The organism is Pseudomonas sp. WS 5412 (assembly GCF_012985615.1).
Lineage (GTDB): Bacteria > Pseudomonadota > Gammaproteobacteria > Pseudomonadales > Pseudomonadaceae > Aquipseudomonas > Aquipseudomonas shahriarae.
Genome location: NZ_JAARMB010000010.1, coordinates 99,926 through 120,058, shown reverse-complemented (window position 1 = coordinate 120,058; position 20,133 = coordinate 99,926). Strand labels below are relative to the sequence as shown.

Annotated in this window: 18 protein-coding genes and 1 pseudogene; 9 read left to right on the top strand and 10 right to left on the bottom strand. The window is 57.0% G+C overall.

Features of this window, described 5'->3' with window-relative positions; genetic code table 11:
- Positions 1–38 precede the first annotated feature (38 nt).
- The 3 genes from HBR94_RS15215 to HBR94_RS15205 all read right to left on the bottom strand — a co-directional run bounded on the left by HBR94_RS15215 (position 39) and on the right by HBR94_RS15205 (position 2,749).
- Complete coding sequence (locus HBR94_RS15215) at positions 39–1,139, bottom strand: alkene reductase (RefSeq protein WP_170045098.1); 1,101 nt, start codon at positions 1,137–1,139, stop codon at positions 39–41.
- Between the two features lie 161 nt (positions 1,140–1,300).
- A complete protein-coding gene (locus HBR94_RS15210) occupies positions 1,301–1,966 on the bottom strand; it encodes a TIGR02466 family protein (protein WP_057441982.1) in 666 nt (221 codons plus the stop codon).
- A 165-nt stretch (positions 1,967–2,131) separates the two neighbouring features.
- Entirely contained in the window at positions 2,132–2,749 is a 618-nt protein-coding gene (locus tag HBR94_RS15205; RefSeq protein WP_057445077.1) for a LysE family transporter, read from the bottom strand.
- A gap of 66 nt (positions 2,750–2,815) precedes the next feature.
- On the opposite strand from HBR94_RS15205, the gene HBR94_RS15200 reads away from it, so the two are divergent.
- Genes HBR94_RS15200 through HBR94_RS15190 form a run of 3 tightly spaced genes read left to right on the top strand, consistent with a single transcriptional unit; the run spans position 2,816 to position 4,969 of the window.
- Positions 2,816–3,733 carry a LysR family transcriptional regulator gene (locus HBR94_RS15200; protein WP_057441984.1) on the top strand — a complete coding sequence of 306 codons (918 nt, stop codon included), beginning with the start codon at positions 2,816–2,818 and terminating at the stop codon, positions 3,731–3,733.
- A gap of 35 nt (positions 3,734–3,768) precedes the next feature.
- Entirely contained in the window at positions 3,769–4,296 is a 528-nt protein-coding gene (locus HBR94_RS15195; RefSeq protein ID WP_170045097.1) for an AAA family ATPase, read from the top strand.
- A 52-nt stretch (positions 4,297–4,348) separates the two neighbouring features.
- Positions 4,349–4,969, top strand: a complete 621-nt coding sequence (locus HBR94_RS15190; RefSeq protein WP_170045096.1) for a LysE family translocator — start codon at positions 4,349–4,351, stop codon at positions 4,967–4,969.
- An 87-nt stretch (positions 4,970–5,056) separates the two neighbouring features.
- Here the strand turns inward: HBR94_RS15190 and HBR94_RS15185 are convergent, their stop codons facing one another.
- A complete protein-coding gene (locus HBR94_RS15185; RefSeq protein ID WP_170045095.1) occupies positions 5,057–6,637 on the bottom strand; it encodes a sensor domain-containing diguanylate cyclase in 1,581 nt (526 codons plus the stop codon).
- A gap of 343 nt (positions 6,638–6,980) precedes the next feature.
- On the opposite strand from HBR94_RS15185, the gene HBR94_RS15180 reads away from it, so the two are divergent.
- A complete protein-coding gene (locus HBR94_RS15180; RefSeq protein WP_057441989.1) occupies positions 6,981–7,850 on the top strand; it encodes an AraC family transcriptional regulator in 870 nt (289 codons plus the stop codon).
- 128 nt (positions 7,851–7,978) lie between these two features.
- Positions 7,979–9,064, top strand: coding sequence for an FAD-dependent oxidoreductase (locus HBR94_RS15175; RefSeq protein ID WP_170045094.1), 1,086 nt, complete (start codon positions 7,979–7,981; stop codon positions 9,062–9,064).
- A 178-nt stretch (positions 9,065–9,242) separates the two neighbouring features.
- Here the strand turns inward: HBR94_RS15175 and HBR94_RS15170 are convergent, their stop codons facing one another.
- Positions 9,243–10,133 carry a LysR substrate-binding domain-containing protein gene (locus HBR94_RS15170; RefSeq protein ID WP_170045093.1) on the bottom strand — a complete coding sequence of 297 codons (891 nt, stop codon included), beginning with the start codon at positions 10,131–10,133 and terminating at the stop codon, positions 9,243–9,245.
- A gap of 115 nt (positions 10,134–10,248) precedes the next feature.
- Between HBR94_RS15170 and HBR94_RS15165 the strand changes: the two genes are divergently transcribed.
- The 3 genes from HBR94_RS15165 to HBR94_RS15155 all read left to right on the top strand — a co-directional run bounded on the left by HBR94_RS15165 (position 10,249) and on the right by HBR94_RS15155 (position 11,919).
- Entirely contained in the window at positions 10,249–10,689 is a 441-nt protein-coding gene (locus HBR94_RS15165; RefSeq protein WP_057441996.1) for a PACE efflux transporter, read from the top strand.
- A 50-nt stretch (positions 10,690–10,739) separates the two neighbouring features.
- Positions 10,740–11,270, top strand: coding sequence for a hypothetical protein (locus HBR94_RS15160; protein WP_057441998.1), 531 nt, complete (start codon positions 10,740–10,742; stop codon positions 11,268–11,270).
- A gap of 238 nt (positions 11,271–11,508) precedes the next feature.
- Positions 11,509–11,919 carry an ASCH domain-containing protein gene (locus HBR94_RS15155; RefSeq protein WP_169961141.1) on the top strand — a complete coding sequence of 137 codons (411 nt, stop codon included), beginning with the start codon at positions 11,509–11,511 and terminating at the stop codon, positions 11,917–11,919.
- A gap of 84 nt (positions 11,920–12,003) precedes the next feature.
- On the opposite strand, the pseudogene HBR94_RS28700 reads toward HBR94_RS15155, so the two are convergent.
- Together HBR94_RS28700 and HBR94_RS15150 are read right to left on the bottom strand one after the other, a co-directional pair.
- A pseudogene (locus HBR94_RS28700) lies at positions 12,004–12,132 on the bottom strand (IS5/IS1182 family transposase); the annotation flags it as partial.
- A gap of 270 nt (positions 12,133–12,402) precedes the next feature.
- Positions 12,403–12,873, bottom strand: a complete 471-nt coding sequence (locus HBR94_RS15150; protein ID WP_178112859.1) for a hypothetical protein — start codon at positions 12,871–12,873, stop codon at positions 12,403–12,405.
- 406 nt (positions 12,874–13,279) lie between these two features.
- Between HBR94_RS15150 and HBR94_RS15145 the strand changes: the two genes are divergently transcribed.
- Positions 13,280–15,274 (top strand): methyl-accepting chemotaxis protein, encoded by a 1,995-nt coding sequence (locus HBR94_RS15145; protein WP_169961140.1) that lies wholly within the window; start codon positions 13,280–13,282, stop codon positions 15,272–15,274.
- Between the two features lie 406 nt (positions 15,275–15,680).
- On the opposite strand, the gene HBR94_RS15140 is transcribed toward HBR94_RS15145, so the two are convergent.
- The 3 genes from HBR94_RS15140 to HBR94_RS15130 form a co-directional block, all read right to left on the bottom strand.
- Complete coding sequence (locus tag HBR94_RS15140; protein WP_057959796.1) at positions 15,681–17,426, bottom strand: ABC transporter ATP-binding protein; 1,746 nt, start codon at positions 17,424–17,426, stop codon at positions 15,681–15,683.
- A gap of 55 nt (positions 17,427–17,481) precedes the next feature.
- The gene (locus HBR94_RS15135; RefSeq protein ID WP_169961139.1) at positions 17,482–18,429 is read right to left on the bottom strand and encodes an acetamidase/formamidase family protein; all 948 of its coding nucleotides are present in this window, start codon (positions 18,427–18,429) and stop codon (positions 17,482–17,484) included.
- 75 nt (positions 18,430–18,504) lie between these two features.
- Positions 18,505–20,124: an ABC transporter substrate-binding protein gene (locus tag HBR94_RS15130; RefSeq protein WP_170045092.1), complete on the bottom strand. Its 1,620-nt coding sequence runs from the start codon at positions 20,122–20,124 to the stop codon at positions 18,505–18,507.
- Between the last annotated feature and the right edge of the window lie 9 nt (positions 20,125–20,133).

Here is a 20,133-nt window from a genome sequence, read left to right as displayed (position 1 = left end):
GCGCCCCAAGGAGATTCTTTGGACCTGACCTACCGCTTTCAGCCCTGCTGAGCCCAGGCGGCAAAGTCCGAGTAACCTCGTTCGGTACCGCCAAACAACTCAGCGCCTTCCAGCCCGGCTAACGGGTAACCCTTCTCCAGCCGCAGTGGCAGATCCGGGTTGGCCACAAACTTGCGTCCAAAGGCGATAAAGTCTGCGTAGCCTTTTTCCAGGACCCACTCAGCAAGTTCCAGGTCGTACTTACCGGCCACCACAATCGCATTGCGAAAGCGCTCGCGCACGGCTTGGCGGAAGTCTTCGGGAAACTTGGGGGCATCATCCCAGTCCGCTTCGACCAGGTGCAGATACGCAATATTTTTGCCCTGCAAATAGCGGGTCGCTTCCAGCAACGTCGGCAGAATGTCCGGGCAAGCCATGCCACGCGCCGTAAGAAACGGCGCAACCCGGATCGCTGTGCGATCGGCCCCCACTTCATCAATGACCGCATCCATGACTTCCCTGAGAAAGCGCAGACGGTTCTCGCGCGATCCGCCGTACTCATCCGTACGCGTGTTCGACGTGGTGCGCAGGAACTGGTCGATCAGGTAGCCGTTGGCCCCATGCACTTCGACACCGTCGAAACCTGCCGTCATGGCATTACGCGCAGACTTACGATAATCGTCGACGATGGCGTGGATTTCGGCGCGCTCCAGTGCCCGTGGTGTCGGGCACGGGGCCATACTGCCGACACCCGACGCGGCATCCACTTTCCAGATGCTGCCATCAAACGCAATTGCAGACGGCGCGACCGGTAATTCGCCATTGTGGAAGTCGGGGTGCGACATGCGCCCTACATGCCACAACTGCAGGAAAATTCGTCCGCCAGCGGCATGCACCGCATCGGTCACCAGGCGCCAGCCGGCGACCTGTTCGTCACTGTAAATCCCTGGGGTGAATGAATAACCCTTGCCCTGGGGCGAGATCTGCGTGGCTTCAGTCACAATGAACGCAGCCGACGCCCGCTGCGCGTAGTACACCGCGTTCATAGCGTTCGGCACATCGCCAGGCTGGGTGCTGCGCGAGCGAGTCATGGGCGCCATGACGACACGGTTGGGCGTGCTCAGTTGACCAACAACGCCTGGGGTAAAGAGTGTGGACATCGGTGTCTCCTCGTAGATAGTCGGTGGTGCCAATGACCACAGCGTATCTGCGAGGGGATTTCTTGATAATCGACTCAGTTCGGGAAACATATTCCGGCTAATCCGGATAATGCGATGGTAGGCAGACGCAAAGCCCGCATGATCAAAAGACGGTCGGCAACTCAAGCGCCAAAATTAAAGGCAATAGAAATGCGCGGACGCGCCCCTTCAAAACGTCTTACGGAATGCATCAGCCACGACGGAAACATAATGAATGTTCCACTGGTAGCGGCATAAGTCGTACTAAAGCCAGCAGTAACACAATCTTCCACCCTCATGCGCAGCGCAGGATTGTAGGTCGATGCAACCATCCCGCGGGGGTCGATAAACTCAAGGTCACCGCCAACAGCCGGATCTTCCTCTCGCCCGCCGGCATCCACCCAATAAACCCCCGACCAGAATGCCCCTGGGTGGCCATGCAACGCATTGCTGTGCCCTGCCTGGTTAACGTTTGCCCAGGCATTGAGTTTCCATGCAAAACTCGGCTCAGTTAAGCCGTACTGCTCGCTATGCACCGCCGTCAGTTGAGTGGCGAACTCGGTGGCAAAGCCGACCAACGCATCGCAGGCCTGCCCGCCCCATTCCGGGAAGTCGCTCGCCGACTGCCAGCCGCCGTCATTACTACGCTGCGCGCCGCCCAGATCGTCCGCCATGCGACAAGTGATCAGGGTTTTCAGCTCTGCGTTGAGTTTTTCTGCATCGGGGTACTGGAGACTGGCCAGGGGAGTTGCAAACAGCCGTCTGATGTTTATCAGTTCAGGGTTTAGCGGGTTATTACTCGAGTGCATTACGATGCTGACCAAGTTGCGCTAGTTGCAAAAAACTTTACCCGACCCACTAAATAACAGCTGTAAACCTTTGTTAAAATTTACTGGACATTAGTTAACCACACCCTATCAAGTTGCCGAAAAGTCGAATTCAACCTCAGTCCATATAAACCCCCACCGACACACTCAAGCTGAATACTGAGTGATTACCAGCAGTATCCCGAAGCTCACCAGCAAGGCGCCAAAAGCCCGGTCAATCCATTGTCGTGCAGCCATCAGTTTTTCGCGCACCCTCCCAGCGGAAAAGCACAGCGCAATAAGGCTGAACCACAGCACATGCGCCCCCGCGATAAATAGCCCATAGGCCATTTGCACGGTCAACGCGGTGTCCGGTCGTACGACCCCCATAAACAGACTGACGATAAAAATCGATGTCTTGGGGTTCAACGCATTCGTGAGAAACCCGGTACGCAACGCTTCCAGGTCAGACATCGCGGCAGGTGGCGCGTCCAGCTGTTCAGTCGCAGGCCGGGAACGCAGCATCTTGATCCCCAAGTAGACCAGATATGCCGCTCCAGCCAGCTTCAACGCATTGAACAACCAAGGAGTCTGTTGCAGCACCAACCCTAATCCGAGCAGCGTGTAGCCCACATGAACCAGCACCCCCAGGCCGATTCCCACAGCGGTGAGCACACCTGCCCGCCGGGACAGGAGCAAGCCGTTACGAGACACCATGGCGAAGTCCGGCCCTGGACTGATGCATGCAAGGAGTGTGATGGTGATTACTGCTATCCATTCGCCCATGTTGTAGCCTTTGAATTATTGGTTGTGTAAGGCAATATTTGCAGATCCTCTGCTTGGGTAATAACGATGATTTCTGAAGAAAATAGTGACTACAACTCACTGATTTCTGAGACGCGCATGCCCTCCCTGCTTGCATTGCGCTGCTTCGAATCCGCCGCACGCCTGGAAAACTTCGCCCGTGCGGCTGACGAACTGCACCTGACACCCGGCGCCATTAGCCGCGCAGTGCGCCTGCTGGAAGAGGATTTGGGCGTTGACCTGTTCGAGCGACGCAGCCGAAGGGTGTTTTTAACGGAGCCCGGAAGACGCCTGGCAAAAGCCGTCAGTGAAGGGCTCGGGTTGATGAACCAGGCCGTGCGCGGGATACGCAGCGACGCCCGTCGAGCGCGCCGGCTTGTCTTATCCTGCGAGCCAACGCTGCTGATGCGTTGGTTGATCCCTCGCTGGAGCGACTTCCAAACACATCATCAAGGGCTGGACATTCACCTGGTTGCCGGCGGTGGCCCCTTCTCATTCAACCAGGGCATCGACCTGGCCATACGGCGGGACGATTTCCCACGGCCTCCCGGCTACCATGCCGAGACACTATTCCCAGAGAGGGTCGGCCCTGTATGCCGGCCGGACAAAGTAGCTGAGTGGTTTGGTAAAAACCGCAAATCCCTGCTCGCCTCGGCCCCGCGCCTACAGACGACTAGCCGGCCTACGGCTTGGCAAGAGTGGGCCAACGCAAAAGGCCTGCCCACTCCGACCATGGAAATGCAATCCTTTGAGCACTTTTACTTCAGCATCCAGGCAGCGGTTGCAGGCCTTGGAGTAGCCATTGGTCCGTGGCACCTGGTGCGCGACGATATCGAAAGCGGTGTATTAGCCGCGCCATTGGGGTTTGTTGAAGATGGCTCGCGGTACTGCCTGCTATCGCCGGCAGCCCCCAAGCCAGGCAGCATGGAAATGGCGTTACTTAACTGGTTGCAGGAGCGATCCTAAATGCCAGGCAACATTCACCCAGCGAAGGACAGACAGTGCTTATAGTATTCAGCGGCCTTCCCGGCACCGGAAAAACCACTCTCGCCAAGGACCTCGCCGCGACGACAGGCGCCGTCTACCTGCGCATCGATACCATTGAGCAAGCAATCCGAAACTCCGGAGCGCTTGCCCAAGACGTGGGACGCAGTGGTTACGTGGTCGCTAATGAGCTTGCACTGAGCAATCTCCTGCTAGGCCGCACCGTCATCGCCGACTGTGTAAACCCGGTAAGCGAAAGTCGAGTAGCCTGGAGCGAAACCGCCTCAAAGGCCGGTGTTCGGCTAGTCAATATCCAAGTGATTTGCTCTGATAAAAATGAACATCAGCGACGGGTAGAAACACGGAGGGTGGATATTCCGGGGCTGACGCCACCCACCTGGCAGTCGGTGCTCAATCATGAATATGAAGCGTGGAACCCCGCCCCGTTTTGCATAGACACTGCCCTGGCTTCACCGGCGCAAGCGGTGTCGATGATCACGAACCAATTCCTGCCCAGGGGAGAAGGTGTGATTAGCGAGCAATGACATCGACAGGGCTGCAAATGTAGGATTTATGCAAAATGGTCTGGAGAGGCATATGGACGTTGCAACACTCGCATTATTCTTGCCCGCCTGCTTTGCACTGAATATGGCGCCAGGGCCCAACAACCTGCTGTCCATCAGCAATGCAACGCGCTACGGATATCGCACAGCCTGCATCGCAGGCGTGGGGCGCTTGCTGGCATTCGCCATCATGATCGCACTTGCTTCGGCGGGCCTGGCGGTGGTGTTGCAAACGTCAGAGCTGATCTTCTACGGGATCAAAATAGTCGGCGCGGCGTACCTTTTCTACCTGGCGTATCAGCTGTGGAACGCCGCACCGCAAGCAGCAGCCGAATCAGAAGCCTCTGGGACGGGGTTGTGGGGGCTGGCCAGGCAGGAGTTCCTCGTCGCTGCCGGCAACCCTAAAGCCATCCTGATCTTTACCGCGTTCCTACCTCAATTCGTTGACCCCACGGCAGACGTTGGCGCTCAGTTCCTATTGCTCGGGTTGCTGTTTCTGGTGCTGGAGTGGATTGCCATTGGCGCCTATGCCTATATCGGGCTGCATATGCGCCGCTGGTTTACGCAGCCTCGCGGCAAGAAGATTTTTAATCGTTGCTGTGCCGGTTTGTTGTCTGCGGCTGCCTCGGCTCTATTGATGGCGCGGCGTGCCTGATCCTAGAAACAGGAGCGTTTTATTTTCGAAGCAGCTGCACCAGTGCCCCGAACGCATTGTGTGTAGCACACTCGGGCGAAGCCTGTGTCAGGACGCTGGCCCGGTGGCACTGGATTCTTGCTCTGCCACAACCTGGTTACGCCCCTGTTGCTTGGCGCGGTACAGCAATTGATCTGCCTTCTGGAACACATCATCCATCGAGTCGCCGGCTCGCCAGAGCGCGACCCCCAGCGAGACAGTAATGTGACCAACAGCCTCCAAGGCGGTGGATGCGATCGAGAGTCGTAAACGCTCTGCGATGTCTACAGCGGCAGCGATTGAGCTATCGGGAAGCAGCAAAACGAACTCTTCCCCCCCTACACGGCAAAGCAGATCGCTCGGCCGAGAGTTCTGTTTCATCAGTCCTGCTACCGATCTGAGCGTCTCGTCACCTACGTCGTGGCCAAAGGTATCGTTCACTCGTTTGAAATGATCAATGTCCACAGAAATCACAGCAATCGTCTTCTTCGACTCCAACCACACCGTGAGCGCGTCTTGCATTGCACGACGGTTTGCCAGCCCGGTGAGTGGATCACTTTGAGCCTGGTGGTTGAGTCTGCCGATTTTTTCCTGCAGTAGGCTCACGCTAAGCAAAAGTGCCCGACGTAACTGCCAGCTTTCCAGGTAGTCCACAGGAATGGCGCTGATGCGCTCATAGCTTTCCGGCACGTCCAGGCGTCCGGCGCTGTCCGCCAAGCGGGACAACGGGTTGGAGATTCTCGACCCCGACCACCATATTAGTAGCAAACCCAGCAGGCCCAGTGGCACGATCCCTTTAGCTACCTTCAGCGCGGTAACGCTCAAAGTTTCCTGAACAACGGCCATTGGCTGCTGCGAGACAATGCCCCAACGGCTGCTGGGTATGCCCGCGTAACCCGCAAGCATTTCATTCCCATCCCGGTCGACCGCCTGGAGTGAGCCATTAGCCTGACTGAGTGCAGCATCTACAATCCGATCATGGTCAATGAGCCTGCCGATTTGTTGAGGGTCAGGGTGGTAGAGCACACGCCGCTGACTGTCTACGAGATAGACATATGCCCCATTTTGTCGACGGTTCAAATCCATCAGCGCTTGAAGCGTATTCTGCTGCTCCAACCTGAGAGCCCCGCCCACCAACCCGAGGTACTGCCCATTTGCATCGAAGACCGGCTGGGATACGAAAACCACCAGATTGCCAGTGATAGAGTGAAATGCATTACTGACCAGTGGCTTGCGCCGCTCGAGCGGTTCGCGGCTTTGAAGAGATTGGCCGTTTAGCTGTAACCGCTCTGGCGCAGATGCGACGAAAGTGCCGTCGGCGTTGGTAATCAGCACTGAGTTGAAGCTGTTGTCTTGCTCAAGCAGCCGTCGAGCCTCGACAGCCAACAGTTGGCGATCAGAGAAGTTCTTTGAAACGATGGCCGAGCCATATTCAAGGCGGTCTAGATCAGAACTCAACACCCCTTCTACCGCTGCTGCGATACGAGCACCGTAAGCTCGGTTGCCTTCCAGCGCGTTTTCAATGAGCTCTCGCTTTTGGATCTTGAACATTACCCAGAATGTATTGGCAAGAGTGACTGCGGCACTGAACAGCGCAAAGGTGAGCAGTACGATGCGTAGGTTCAGTCTGGGTTTCGGCTGAGAAGGCATTCGGTGTTCCAAGGATATGCAGGTCTAATTTGCTGAAGTCTCAGCCATCGGGTAAAGAATGCACGTCCGAGTGCTTCTAGCTATTGGACAACACCTGCAGGATCTTAAATGGTGCAACGTCAATGGTTAGTGTCTCATGCAAAAGCCCCAGTCACCAACGGCTAGGCCCTGATGAACAGGCCTGGCCAGCAACTAAGCACCGTGGTTGAGGCGATTGAAGGCGTCGCCCTCGAGCCAATCGCCAACCGACCTAGAAGCCTCATACCTTGAGCAAACTCGGCTAGGCGCGTTCACGCCGGTATAGCGGACTCTACGGGCGACCGTACTTCCAGGAGCTTTTCCAGTGTCTGACATGCCGACCCATTTTGCTTACACACAACGCTTCAACGCCGTGCTCGCCTACATTGATGCCAATCTCGAAGGCGACCTGTCGGTGAAGACGTTAAGCGGTGTAGCAAACTTTTCGGCATTTCACTTCCACCGACAATTCACCGCGTTCGTTGGCGTGCCGGTCTCACGATATGTGCAGCTGATGCGCCTACGCCGTGCGGCACATCGCCTGGCGGCCGTCGCTGATCATTCGGTACTGGACGCCGCACTCGACGCCGGCTTTGAAAGTCCCGAGGCATTCTGCAGGGCGTTCAAGCGGGCGATCGGTATGACGCCGAGTGCGTTCAGCAAGGAACCGAACTGGCAAGTCTGGAATACGGTGTTCGCAATCCCTCACTTTTCCAGGACTATCATCATGCAAGTAAGGATCGTAGATTTCCCTGAGGTCAAGGTAGCAGCGCTTGAGCACCGCGGGCCTGCGGGGCTCGTCAGCGAGAGCGTACGCAAGTTCATCGAGTGGCGTATGCACAGCGGACAGTCGCCGCAGGCATCGAGTCGCACCTTTGGCATTCCCTATAACAACCCCGATACGACACCTCCACAAGCGTTCCGCTTTGCGATCTGCGGTGAGATTCATGAGGCTGTGGCGCCAAATGAGTTTGGCGTGCACGCCCTCGTCATTCCTGGCGGCCGCTGCGTCGTGGTGCGCCATACGGGTTCACCGGATCATATTGGCGAAACGATCTATCCGATTTACCGCGACTGGCTTCCCACCAGTGGAGAAGAACTTCGTGACCAGCCGCTGTTCTTCAATTACCTGAGCGCCTACCCCCAGACACCGCTGGATCAATGGCAAACAGATATTTATGTTCCACTGCAGTAGGGGAATAAGCTGCCTTCGACCTTGAGTTGGCGGTAGCGAGCGAAAATCGGGGCAGATGTATTTTTAGAGGTAAATCTGCCCCTTTTCACTCACATATCCCCTAACGCTCTCGCAATCAGATCGACAAAATGGAGGTTGATGTGGAGGATCGTAAGCAAAGCCGAGTCGTCGTCATAGGCGCGGGCATAGTGGGCGCGTCCCTGGCTTATCACCTGGCAGGCAAAGGTGCAGATGTTACGTTGGTAGACGCCGGAGATATTGCGTGCGGCGTGACGGGGACCTCATTTGCATGGATCAACGTTTCTCACAGCGGGTTCGACCCTATTGCGCAACTGCGCGGCTTGGTCATCAATGAGTTCCGTCGACTCGACCTGGAATTACCCGACCTGAACGTTCGATGGACAGGTGCCCTAACTTACGGCACGAACCTGGATGAAACGCTGCAAAGGGCAGGCAATACAACTGCAGAACATTTAGTGTCCCGCCCCCAGATTGTCGATATTGAACCCAATCTCAAGCATCCCCCTGAACAGGCCTTATACGAAACCCAAGCAGGTGCCTTGGATGCGGTACGAGCAACGCACACCTTGATTGCAGGCGCCAAAGCGCATGGGGCCAATGTATTAACCCATACACGGGTTCTCGGATTTAGAATGCTGAATACTCGAGTTACAGGGCTCGAAACCACAGCGGGAATAATTGACGCCGATATCGTTGTAATCGCAGCGGGGATTGGTACCAAGAAACTCACCGACATGCTTAACGTTTCTCTTCCTATAGAAGAATCTCCAGCCATTTTTATTCGTTACAAGGCACCCGCCAACCTGGTGCAGACCATAATTTCCAGCCCCGCAATGGAAGTCAGACAAGAAGAGGATGGGACGTTGCTAGCCGCAGAGGATTATCTGGGTGATGCCCTGGACAACCAGGCAAAAGCGATTGCGCTACGAACAGCCCAGGCCATCCGGGACGAACTTCATGGGGCTGATTCCATTGAGCCGGAATTGGCATGTGTCGGGCTAAGACCATTTCCCGCTGATGGCATTCCCATTGTCGGTTACTTGCCCACCGTCAGCGGTGTATATGTTTGCACAATGCACCCTGGCGTTATCCTTGCCCCAATAATAGGCCGTCTGGCCAGCGAAGAGATAATGGACGCCACCGTGGCCCCTGCCCTCGGCCCTTGCCGCCCCGACAGGTTCATTCAACCTTAGTCCGTGCTGGTTGACACCCTGAACCATGGCCCTATGGAACGTTGATCGCCGGCATCGGACACAGTGGTTTATGGTCGGCGTTGGAGCGACAGTAAAAAGCGCGTCATTGCGCGATTTCTATCCAATCCCTGCTTTGGGTCGATTGCTGCCTGTGGCAAGGGGCAGCAAACGAATGTCGTCATCCATCCTGTCGAGCGGCACCTGCCAGCCACATCAGGAACGCGCTCACATGCACCTGCCGCTCCCACCCTGGCACGCACACCGCAACGTAACGCGGACCAGGCAGGCTTACTTCTGGTCTATAGGCCACTAACTCTCCATGCCTGAGGCTGTCGGCTACCAGTACATTGCTTGCCAGCACCAGCCCATGACCCGCGATCGCAGCGCTCAAAGCAAAATGCTCGTCGTCGAACTCACGCATCTGCGCCGCTTCAAGCCAGGCCTGGCATCCTGCGGCCGCGCACCAGCTTTCCCAATTGATTGAAAAGGGTCCCGGAATTTTCCAGTGCAGGTTGATCAGTTCGACCTGATTTACGTTCAGCGAGGCCACCAGACCTGGGGCGCCGTAAACCGAGAACTGCTCGTTCATTAGCTCCTGACAGAACAACTTCGGGTCATCGCGGCTGACCGAGCGAATAGCAAGATCGACACTGGAATCACGCAGCAGATCGACTAGTTCGTTACGTGTATCGACCCGCACATTGAATTGCGGAAAGCTCCGATAGAAACCACCCAGCCGTGGAATCAACCAGGCTGCCGCCAAGCCCGGCGTAGTGGAAATGGTCAGGGTTTGGGGAGCAGTGTCCGGATAAAAAGCCTCCAGGCTGCGGCGAATGTCTAACAATGCGCGATGAGTACGGCGATACAGCAACTCGCCTTCTTCGGTCAACACCACACCGTGTCCAGATCGTTTGAACAGCATCGCACCGAGACGAGCTTCCAACGTCCTGACCTGGTGGGATATGGCCGTGGGGGTGACTGAGAGCTCCTCAGCTGCCGCTTTAAAGCTACCCAGTCGCGCAGCCGACTCGAAGGTCCGCAGCGCGTTGAGCGCAAGAGTCGAAAACACGCATCGCTCCCTAGATGAATTGAATTGATGTGCCTGCAATTTATCTCATTTTTCTTGGTGTGTACGGAGCGATACCGTCGCGGGTATTCGATCTACCCACCCTTCGGAAAACACCATGCAAGGACCTTCGCGAAAAATTCTGCAAGCCATCCTCTATGAATCAATCGCTGTTGCGGTGCTGTCGCCCAGCATCTCGTTGATATACGACGAAGGCCTGGCCCATGCGGGTGCGCTGTCGTTGATGTTGTCGGTGTGCGCGCTGCTGTGGAACGTGCTGTTCAACTACGTTTTCGAATGCTGGGAAGCGCGTCAGCCACAGCGCGCTCGCACGTTGGGCAGACGTTTGCTCCACTCACTGGGTTTTGAGGGTGGGCTAGTTCTACTGTTGGTGCCTCTGGTGGCATGGTGGCTGGAAATTTCCTGGTGGGCTGCACTGGTCACCGATCTGGGGCTGTTCGTTTTCTTCTTCTTTTACGCGCTGGCGTTTCAGTGGGTCTTTGATAGGGTGTTTGATGTACCAGAGTCCGCGAAGGAGCAGGTTTCAGTTAACCCGTAATCCGCCCGGAATCCCGATTGGCCCACCTGTAGCAGCACTAGGATTTGTGCATGAAAAACGCCACCAAAGCGATTGAGAACTACATCTTCGGCAAGGACGGAAATCGGCCTGACTTGTTGCGGCATGCTTTCAGTCCAGACGCAACTCTTACCATGCTGGTGCAGACAAGCACCATCCAATTTCCCCCCAACGTCCAGGGGCGCGAAGATATTGCTGAAGTACTGGTACGCAGCTTTAGCCTGCAATATGAGAACGTTTATACATTCTGCTTCGGTGCCCCTCCAAAGCCCGAAGCACATGCTCATAGGTGCAAATGGCTGGTTGGCATGTCAACAAAAGCAACTGGAGAGTTGCGCGTAGGCTGTGGGGAATATCATTGGGTCTTTTCACCGCAAAGCGGCCTGGCCATGCAACTGTCCATTACTATCGAACACATGTTGGAGTGCCCTTCCCAGCATATGCGGAAAATAATGGATTGGCTTCAAGGTCGCAGCTATCCATGGTGTGAACCTGCCGACATGCTCGATTCGGCACCGCCACTCACTTGCCTCCAGCCGGTTCTTGTCTACGTTGCTGCATGACCCCTATGGTTGTAAACGTTCGCGAGCGTACGCGTTTGGCCGATTTTGGCCCTCAAGACAGGCGGAAACCGTCCAAGCGCTGACGTCGCCCCCTTAAACACTACAATGCCGCGATTCATTATTGACGTAGCCTGGCACAAACAAGCATGTGAGCCCGGCTTTATGCATAGGCCTCGACCGTGACGATCTAATGGGTGCTAGCGCTATAGCCAACAACAGGATTTAAGTGGATTGAATTATGAGCAGAATTGATGATTTAAAGATCAGGTACCCGGGAGCCATTGCATGGTCATTTGGAGACACGCCAGAAATGGCAGATGAACTGGCTGAACTTGTCGCTAAAGGAATAAAAACAGCCAGTTGTAGCTCGCTCTCATCGTTCAAACATGAAGATGCAGCACCCGCTATTGGCGGCTACAGCATCATTCTTAACAGCAAGGGCGGCCCTGTATGTGTGATCAGGGTTATTTCGATGCGTATAATTCGTTACTGCGACGTAGATCAAGATTTTGCGAGGAAGGAAGGTGAAGGGGATCTCAGCCTAAGGTACTGGATGCAAGGTCATAAAGATTTTTTTCAAAGAGAGGGTTCGTTCGACGAGGCTATGGAGCTTGTTGCGGAAGAATTTGAGTTAGTGGAAGTACTCTAAAAGATAAGCTCCCCTAAACAACTATCCTTTTCCGGTCATGCCAGCGCTTTGCCGTATTCAATCTTGCGTCGCATACAGCCCGATCAAGCTCTTTTTTCCGCGCCTTCTATAGCTGCTAGGACGCGCGGCGATCGCCCACATCATCGCGCGGTTCTGATGCTCGGCACGCTTCTCCTCACCGGTACAACCCGCATCGCCGCACACATACGTTTGCCGGCGTACTCGGCATCGGCGAAAGGCATCTGTTTCTCGGTGCAAGAGCGCCTCGCATAATGGACGTTATGGCTAAATTCAGCGCCGAGACTTCGCTATTATCCCAGCGCTAAATGCCTCGATTCCGACGGCATAGCGACCATAACGTCTCAGACATTATGCTTAACACCGATAGCGACCTGGAACACCGCGCGCCAGATTCAAAAGCAGCCACCGTAGTCCTCGGCTGACCGGCCTTCGTTTGGCCTTTGGGCCATCGGACTTTTACAGCTAGTCAGCACACCGTTCACCAACACTTTGGTGAACTCGATAACTTTGCCCGTCGTAACGCAGCACTGGAAAACACAAGCCCGGGCCACCGACCTCGACATCAGGCCAACCATTACTGCCTTTGCTAGCGAGAAACTCAGCGACACCGCTTTCTTTGAGCATGAGTTTCCAGTGGCCGTCAGGCTGCTGACTTACCAGATAAAATCCAGTACCTGCTTGCCCATAACAGTAAGTGCTGCCTTCGGTAATCAACGCATCCGGTCGGCCGTCACCGTTCAGGTCCTCAACCAATTCCATGGTTACCGGCCTGTAGCTACCAGTTTCCTGAATTTCACACTCCGACGTCTCTTGGTTAAATCCAGCAGCGTGGAATGCTTTTATCTGCTCGCTACGCGGTAGTTCATCTGCCAGCGCCGTAACACTGCTCACGAAACATGCCACCCATAGACCTGACGTAAAACTTCCCTTCATATCGACCGTCCCTTTATGATGCTCAACGTTATTAAGTATCGTGCATGTAACCACACAAGCATCTTGGATAAGTTGGCCGTTTCACATGGGTACGCGTGCGGTACAGCATGCCTTCCGCAGTACCAGCGACGCTAACGACACCATCAGGAAAAACAAGACCACGGACTGCATTTTTACAGGTGCCAATGATCATTTCGACCGCACCCAAGGCTCGGCCTTCACGGAGGTAAAACCGGCGATTAAGCCTCCCTCCAATGGGTAACCTCGCAGCTTATGCGCGCAAGGTCACGGTCAAGCCGATTAACTCAGCACCGTCGTACCTAAAGCTCTTCCTTGCCAAGCCGATAGCCCGACGAAGCTCTAATAAAGCCGCGTCGATAATAAACGCTTCGTAAGGACGACCTCCATGCCCACACTGCGCTCCATCCAGACCCGCTACACCCTGTTCCTGGTGCTGTTCGTCCTGGTGTTATCGGTACTAACCGTCGTCGGCATCGGCCAGTTGGTCGCCCCCACGTTAAAACACACTGAAGAACAGGTGGTGCTCAACCGCATCGCCGAGGTAGCTGTGCAGATCCAGGGCGAACTCAACAAGGTTCAAGCCCAGCAACGCAGCATCACCCAAACCATCCCGCTGCTCGACAGTGACGCCATCGACAAGGTGCTGCCCGGCCTAGTGGATCAGTATGGCGAGCTGAAAGTCTTCGGCGGCGGTATCTGGCCGCTGCCCAACCAGCGCACGCCGGGGCGCAACAAGCACAGCACGTTCTGGCACCGCGATGCCTCGGGCAAGCTGGCGGTGAATACGTTCTGGAACAGCGACGCCGCACCCAATTATTACGACCAGAGCTGGTACAAAGGCGGCCTCGCCTCGCCCCGTGGCCAATGCGCCTGGGCCGCCGCCTACAAGGACGACGCCAGCCAGGAGCCGCGCACCAACTGCGCCATGGCCATCCAGCGGGACGGCGCGGCCTACGGCGTCGCCACCATCGACGTGACCCTGGGCTTTTTCAATGAGCTGGTGGCCAGCAAGGAAAAAGACATCAGCGGCCAGATGCTGATCGTCGAAGGCGACGGCAAGATCATCAGCAACAGCACGCGCATCAGTAGCCCGGTGGTGCTCAAGAACATCAGCGAACTGACCGGCACCTCGGCGTTTGCCGCCCAGGTCAGCAAGGCCCTTGCCCATCGCGACCAGGCCCTGCAGCGCGGTGAATTCGACAACCAGGGAGTGGCCAGCACCTTTTACATGCGCCCAATCGAGGGCACCCCGTGGTTCCTCGCCACTGCCCTGCCCACCTCGCTGATCACCGCCCAGCGTGACGATGTGCTCGGCAGCCTGGCGCTGCTGCAAATCCCGATGGTACTGCTGCTGGTGCTGCTGGCGTTCTATGCGATTCGCAATCTGGTGCAACGCATGAAGTCGCTGCGCACCAATATCGACTCGCTGTCTGCCGGAGATGCCGACCTGACCAAGCGCATCACCATCCGTGCTGAGGATGAAATGGGCGCCATCGGCCACTCGGTAAACCGCTTTATCATCTACCTGCAGAACATGATCGGCGAAGTGACCCAGGCCACGGGCGCCATGGCCTCGGGGCTTGAGCAATTGCAGCAGACGTCGGCGCAGACCAACCGGATTCTGGTGCGGCACGCCTCGGAAACCGATCAGACGGTCACGGCCATCACCGAAATGAGCTCCACCGCCGACACCGTCGCGCAAAACGCCGCTGAAACCGCCTCGTTCACCCAGCGCGCCAACGAACACGCCGACCGCTCCCGCGTGGTGGTGGGCGAAGCCTCGACCAGCGTCAGCGCGCTGATCGGCGAAGTGGCCAGCGCCACCCACACCGTGGAAAACATGCGCCAGGACGCCGCACGTATCACCGAAACCCTCGGCGTGATCGGCGCGATTGCCGGCCAGACCAACCTGTTGGCACTCAACGCGGCCATTGAAGCGGCGCGCGCTGGCGAACAAGGCCGTGGATTTGCGGTGGTCGCCGACGAAGTCCGGGCGTTGGCCGCACGCACCCAGGCCAGCACCTCGCAGATCAACGAGATGTTGGCGCGCCTGACCACTGGCGTGAGTTCGTCGGTGACGGCAATGGAAAACACCCAGGCCAGCTGCCAGTCAGCGGCGGATGCCACGGCACGCGTCAACACTGGGCTGGACGAAATGGCCGGTTCGGTCAGCCATATCAACAACCTCAGCACCCAGATCGCCACCGCCGCCGAGCAGCAAAGTGCGGTGACCGAAGAGATCAACCGCAGCATGGTGCAGATCCGACATATGGTCGAAGAGCTGGTGGAAAGTGGCCATGCCACTGAAACCAATACGCAAAGCCTGCTGGATGCCAATGGCCGGGTGATTACGTTGATGAGCCGTTTCAAGGTGCGCTGATAAATGAGTGAAACACTCCCGTGCAAACCACGGGAGTGGGACGATTCTGGCAGCTCCCGGTGCGGGATCTCGCCACATAGGCGGTGTGTCATGCATGCTGCTGGGCATTCTGTCCATGTGGAGCGGTCAGTCGACTAAAGCGATCAGAGAGCTTGAGCTTGGGCTCCCCAAGCTACACCGCGTAACGATGCAAGCCTCGTCATTGAACCTGGAAATCGAAGGGCTGATTTTTATTCCAGACCAGAATCCACTGAGGGGCCAGAACTGCCGGGGCGCAACAACCGCCCCCATCACAAAGCCGGAGGTGTGCGCCACAGCAGCGCGCGCCATTCCCGCCGATAACGCAAAGATCGTTTGCCTCTGCTCCGCTGTCAGGTCGTTATTGCTCACCTCTCCCTACAGCTGGTTAGCCTACCGCTACCCAATGCTCGTTCCCCAAGTCCTGAAACTTCTGCGCCGGGGCTTCAAAGCCTTTTGACTTGATCGGGCTTGGTTGCTCGAACTCATGCAAGAGCGCCTTGAAATCGCGCTTACGGTCAACGTCCGGCATTGGGACGGCGCTGAGCAGGCGCTTGGTGTAAGGATGTTGAGGGTTGCCCAGGACCTGATCGCGGCGGCCAATCTCGACGATCTGACCGCCGTACATGACGGCCACACGATGACAAATGCGCTCGACCACCGCCATGTCATGGGAAATGAACAAGTAGCTGAGCCGATGCACCTCACGCAAATGCTCAAGCAATTCCAGCACCTGAGCCTGAACCGAAACATCAAGGGCCGAAACGGATTCGTCGGCGATGATGACTTTCGGGTTGAGCGCCAGCGCCCGTGCGATACAGATGCGCTGGCGCTGGCCACCGGAGAACTGGTGGGGGTAGCGATACATCGTGTCGACTGGCATGTCGACTTGGCGAAGCAGTTCAGCGACCCGTTCCTGGCGTTGCGCCAGGGGCAACTGGTGGTGAATCAACAAAGGCTCGCCCACCAGTTCCAGGATGTTCTTGCGTGGGTTCAAGGCCGCATAGGGGTCCTGAAACACCATCTGGATATCCCGCCGCACCGCATGAAGGTCGGCGCCTTGCAGGCCGTTGAGCTCTTTGCCGAACAACTTCACGCTGCCCTGGTAAGCCTGCATGTTCATCAGGGCCTTGCCCGTACTGGACTTGCCGCAACCGCTCTCCCCCACCAGCCCCAGCGTTTCGCCCTGGCGCAACTCGAAGTTGACGCCCTCGACCGCATGCACTTGCCGGTTCTCCTCAAACCAGCCGGTACGCACGGGAAAACGTACGGACAAATCGCGAACCTGCAAAATCACCGGCTGCTGGCTGATGTTCTCCGGTTGACCCACGGTGCCCAACACCGGAACGGCTGCGAGCAATTTACGCGTGTAGTCTGCCTGCGGCTGTGTAAACAGTTGACGCACCGGTGCCTGTTCTTCGGTACGGCCATGATTCATGACGACCACTTGGTCGGCCATTTCCGCGACCACGCCCATGTCGTGAGTGATCATCAGCAAGCTGGTGCCGTACACCTGCTGCAACTCGCGCATCAATTCCAGAATCTGCGCCTGAATAGTGACGTCGAGCGCTGTGGTCGGTTCATCAGCAATCAACACCTTGGGCCGGCAAAGCATGGCCATCGCGATCATCACACGCTGGCGCATGCCACCGGAGAGTTCATGGGGGTACTGCTGTAGACGTTTTTCGACCTGCGGCATGCGTACCGACGCCAGCATTTCCTTGACTCGCAGGCGTAGGGCCTGACGCCCCAACGGTTCGTGGCGCAGCAGCGTTTCCTCCAACTGCTGACCAACGGTCATCAGCGGATTCAGCGAGGTCATCGGTTCCTGGAAAATCATGCCAATCTCTTTGCCACGCAACTGCTGAAGTTCGCGCTCAGGCATCCCGATCAGGTTGCGCTCGGCAAACCTGATCGCACCCTCCGCCACCCGCACGGCCTTAGGCAACAGCCCCATGATCGCCAACGACGACAGTGATTTTCCGCTACCGGACTCTCCGGCGATACACAGCGTCTGTCCCGGATACAGGTCGAAATTAAGGTTATCGACCACCCGCCGGGGCGTGGCCCCCAGGCCGACATCAATGGATAAATGCTGCACCGACAGAATCGGCTTGGAGATCCCGTTACTCATCAAAGCTCCTCGCGATTGAAGCGGCATACATCAAGCCGCTCGCAATGAAAACGCATCAGGCAAACACGACTTTCGGGAAGTAGAACGACACCACCCAGTTGGGCAGGTCGACAACTTCACTGATACGCAGATCGCCGCATACCGAACACAACATATAGGCCTGCTCTGCCGGCATACCGTGTTCACGGCACAGCCAGTCGATGGTATTGCTCACGGCTTGACGCGCCGCTTGCATCAGGTCCGGGCCGATCCCGGTGAACGCTTCGTAGCCGGCAGAATCGAGGTGGCGTGTGACCGGGCCAGGTGTGCTGAAGCGCGGGGTTGCCAGCGGGGTATCCTTGATCAGGTCGATTTTCACCACCACGTCCATGGCGCTTTCAATCGCGGTGCCACACACCTCTCCATCACCTTGTGCCGCGTGGGTATCACCGATCGACAGCAATGCGCCACTGACCTCCACCGGCAAGTACAACGTGGTGCCAGCGGACAGGTCCCGGATGTCCAGATTGCCGCCGACCCGGCGTGGTGGAACCACCGAATGTAACCCCGCCTGCGCTGGGGCCAGGCCGATGGTGCCAGCGAAAGGTTTGAGCGGCACACGGGCAAAATCACTGAACGCCGCAGGGGCCAGGTTGACCTTGTCGTAATGCCACAGGGCCAGGGCCGGGTCCTTGAACTGGTCGGCCAGCAGGCCGAAGCCCGGAATATTCGCCGTCCAGCCAAAGCCGCTGGGCTTGAAACTGTCGAGGGTAATTTTGAGCACATCTCCTGGTTCAGCCCCTTCGACGAAAATAGGCCCGGTAACCGGGTTGATTTTGTCGAACGGTACCTTGCCCACGTCACTCACCACCGAGTTGGGCGTAAAGAACCCGTTGGACGAATCAAGGCAGCAGAATTCAAGCATAGAGCCCGGCGTTACCCGTGCGGTTGGTTCGAAGCGGTTGTCCCAGCCAAAATGGCTGTTGACACTATGAATGGTCTTGACCAGGCAGTTCTGGCACATAAGGGAAGGTCTCCGCGTTGAAGGCCACGCCTTTTGGCAGGCGTGGCAAAGGCTGATCGTCAGGTCGACCGCGCGTTACTTGAGGTAGATATAGTCGTAGTTGACCGGCACGTGAACCGGGTCGACGTACAGCGAATCGGAGCCGCCCATGCGCGCAGAACGCACGGTGAAGCGCTGCTCGTTGAAGATTGGCACCCACGGCGCGTCAGCCATCACGTCGATGAAGATTTTCTTCCACAGCGCGATGCGCTCGGCTTGTTGCTCCGGCTTGGCCATGCTGTCGGCTTTGGCCGCCAGTGCATCCAGCGTCTTGTTGCAATACAGTGCCCAGTTCAAGCCGCCGTCAATCGCACCGCCGCAGCCCAGGATCGGCCCGTAGAAGTTCGACGGGTCCGGGAAGTCGGCAATCCAGGCCATGCCACCTGACCACACCATCGGTGCCTGATCCTTGGAACTGCCGGCTGCAATCACGTTGGCTTGTGCCAGGGATTTGATCTGCGCCCGGATACCGACCTTGGCCAGGTCTTGCTGGATGGCTTGGGCGATACGCGGTTGCGGATCGGTGTTCATCACGTACAGTTCGGTGTCAAAGCCCTTGGCGAAACCGGCGTCTGCCAGCAGTTTTTTCGCCGCCTCGACGTCGTAGGCATAGCCTTTATAGTCCTTGTCGTAGCCCGGCATGGCCGGCGGCAGCGGCTGGTTGGCCGGGACCGCACGACCATTGATGATGCGCACGATACGATCCTTGCTGATCGCCATGTTCACTGCCTGGCGTACCTTGAGGTTGTCGAACGGCGGCATCGTGGTTTTCAGGGTCAGGTAGCCGGTTTGCAACTGGTCACCGGTCACCACCAGGTGCTTGAACTTTGGATCGTTCTTGAATTCCAGGAACTTGGCGGGCGGCACACCGTCACCGGCGATGTCGACTTCACCCTTTTGCAAGCGCAGCAGGGCGACCATCGGGTCCTGGCCCACTTTAAAGGTGATGCTGTCCAGGTGCGGCAGGCCAGCCTTGAAATAGTTGGGGTTTTTCTTGAAGACAATCTGTTGTCCAAGCTTCCACTGCTCCAGGCTGTAGGCACCCGTACCGACCGGATGCTTGCCGAAATCGGCGCCCCACTTCTCGACTTCTTCCTTGGGCACCACAGAGGAGAAGTTGATCGCCATCACATGCAGGAACGTCGCACTCGCCTCCTTGAGGGTGATCTTGACGGTGTAGTCGTCCACCACTTCAATGCCCGACAAGTGTTCGGCCTTTTGGGTGCTCATTTCGTCATAGCCCACGATCGGGCTGAAGAAGCCGGCGCCCGGGCTCTGGGTTTTCGGGTTGACGGTGCGCTCCAGGGAGTACTTGACGTCGCTGGCCTTGAGCTCGCGACCGTTCTGGAACTTCACGCCTTTACGCAAGGTGAAGGTGTAGACCGTGCCGTCATCGGAGATGGTGTAGTCCGATGCCAGGTCCTTGACCAGCTCCGTGGTTCCGGGCTTGTAGTCCATCAGGCTATCGAACAGGCTTTTGATCATCGACCAGTTCTGCCAGTCGTAGCCAATGGCGGGGTCAAGTGTGGCCACGTCGTTCTGATAGGTAATGACTGCGGCGCCACCGTCTTTTGCGTTTGGATCGAAGTCATCGGCCAGAAGATTCCCGGCGAACAATGCAGCCGCGATGGCCAAGGATAATGCTTTGCGATTCATGCTCCAGCC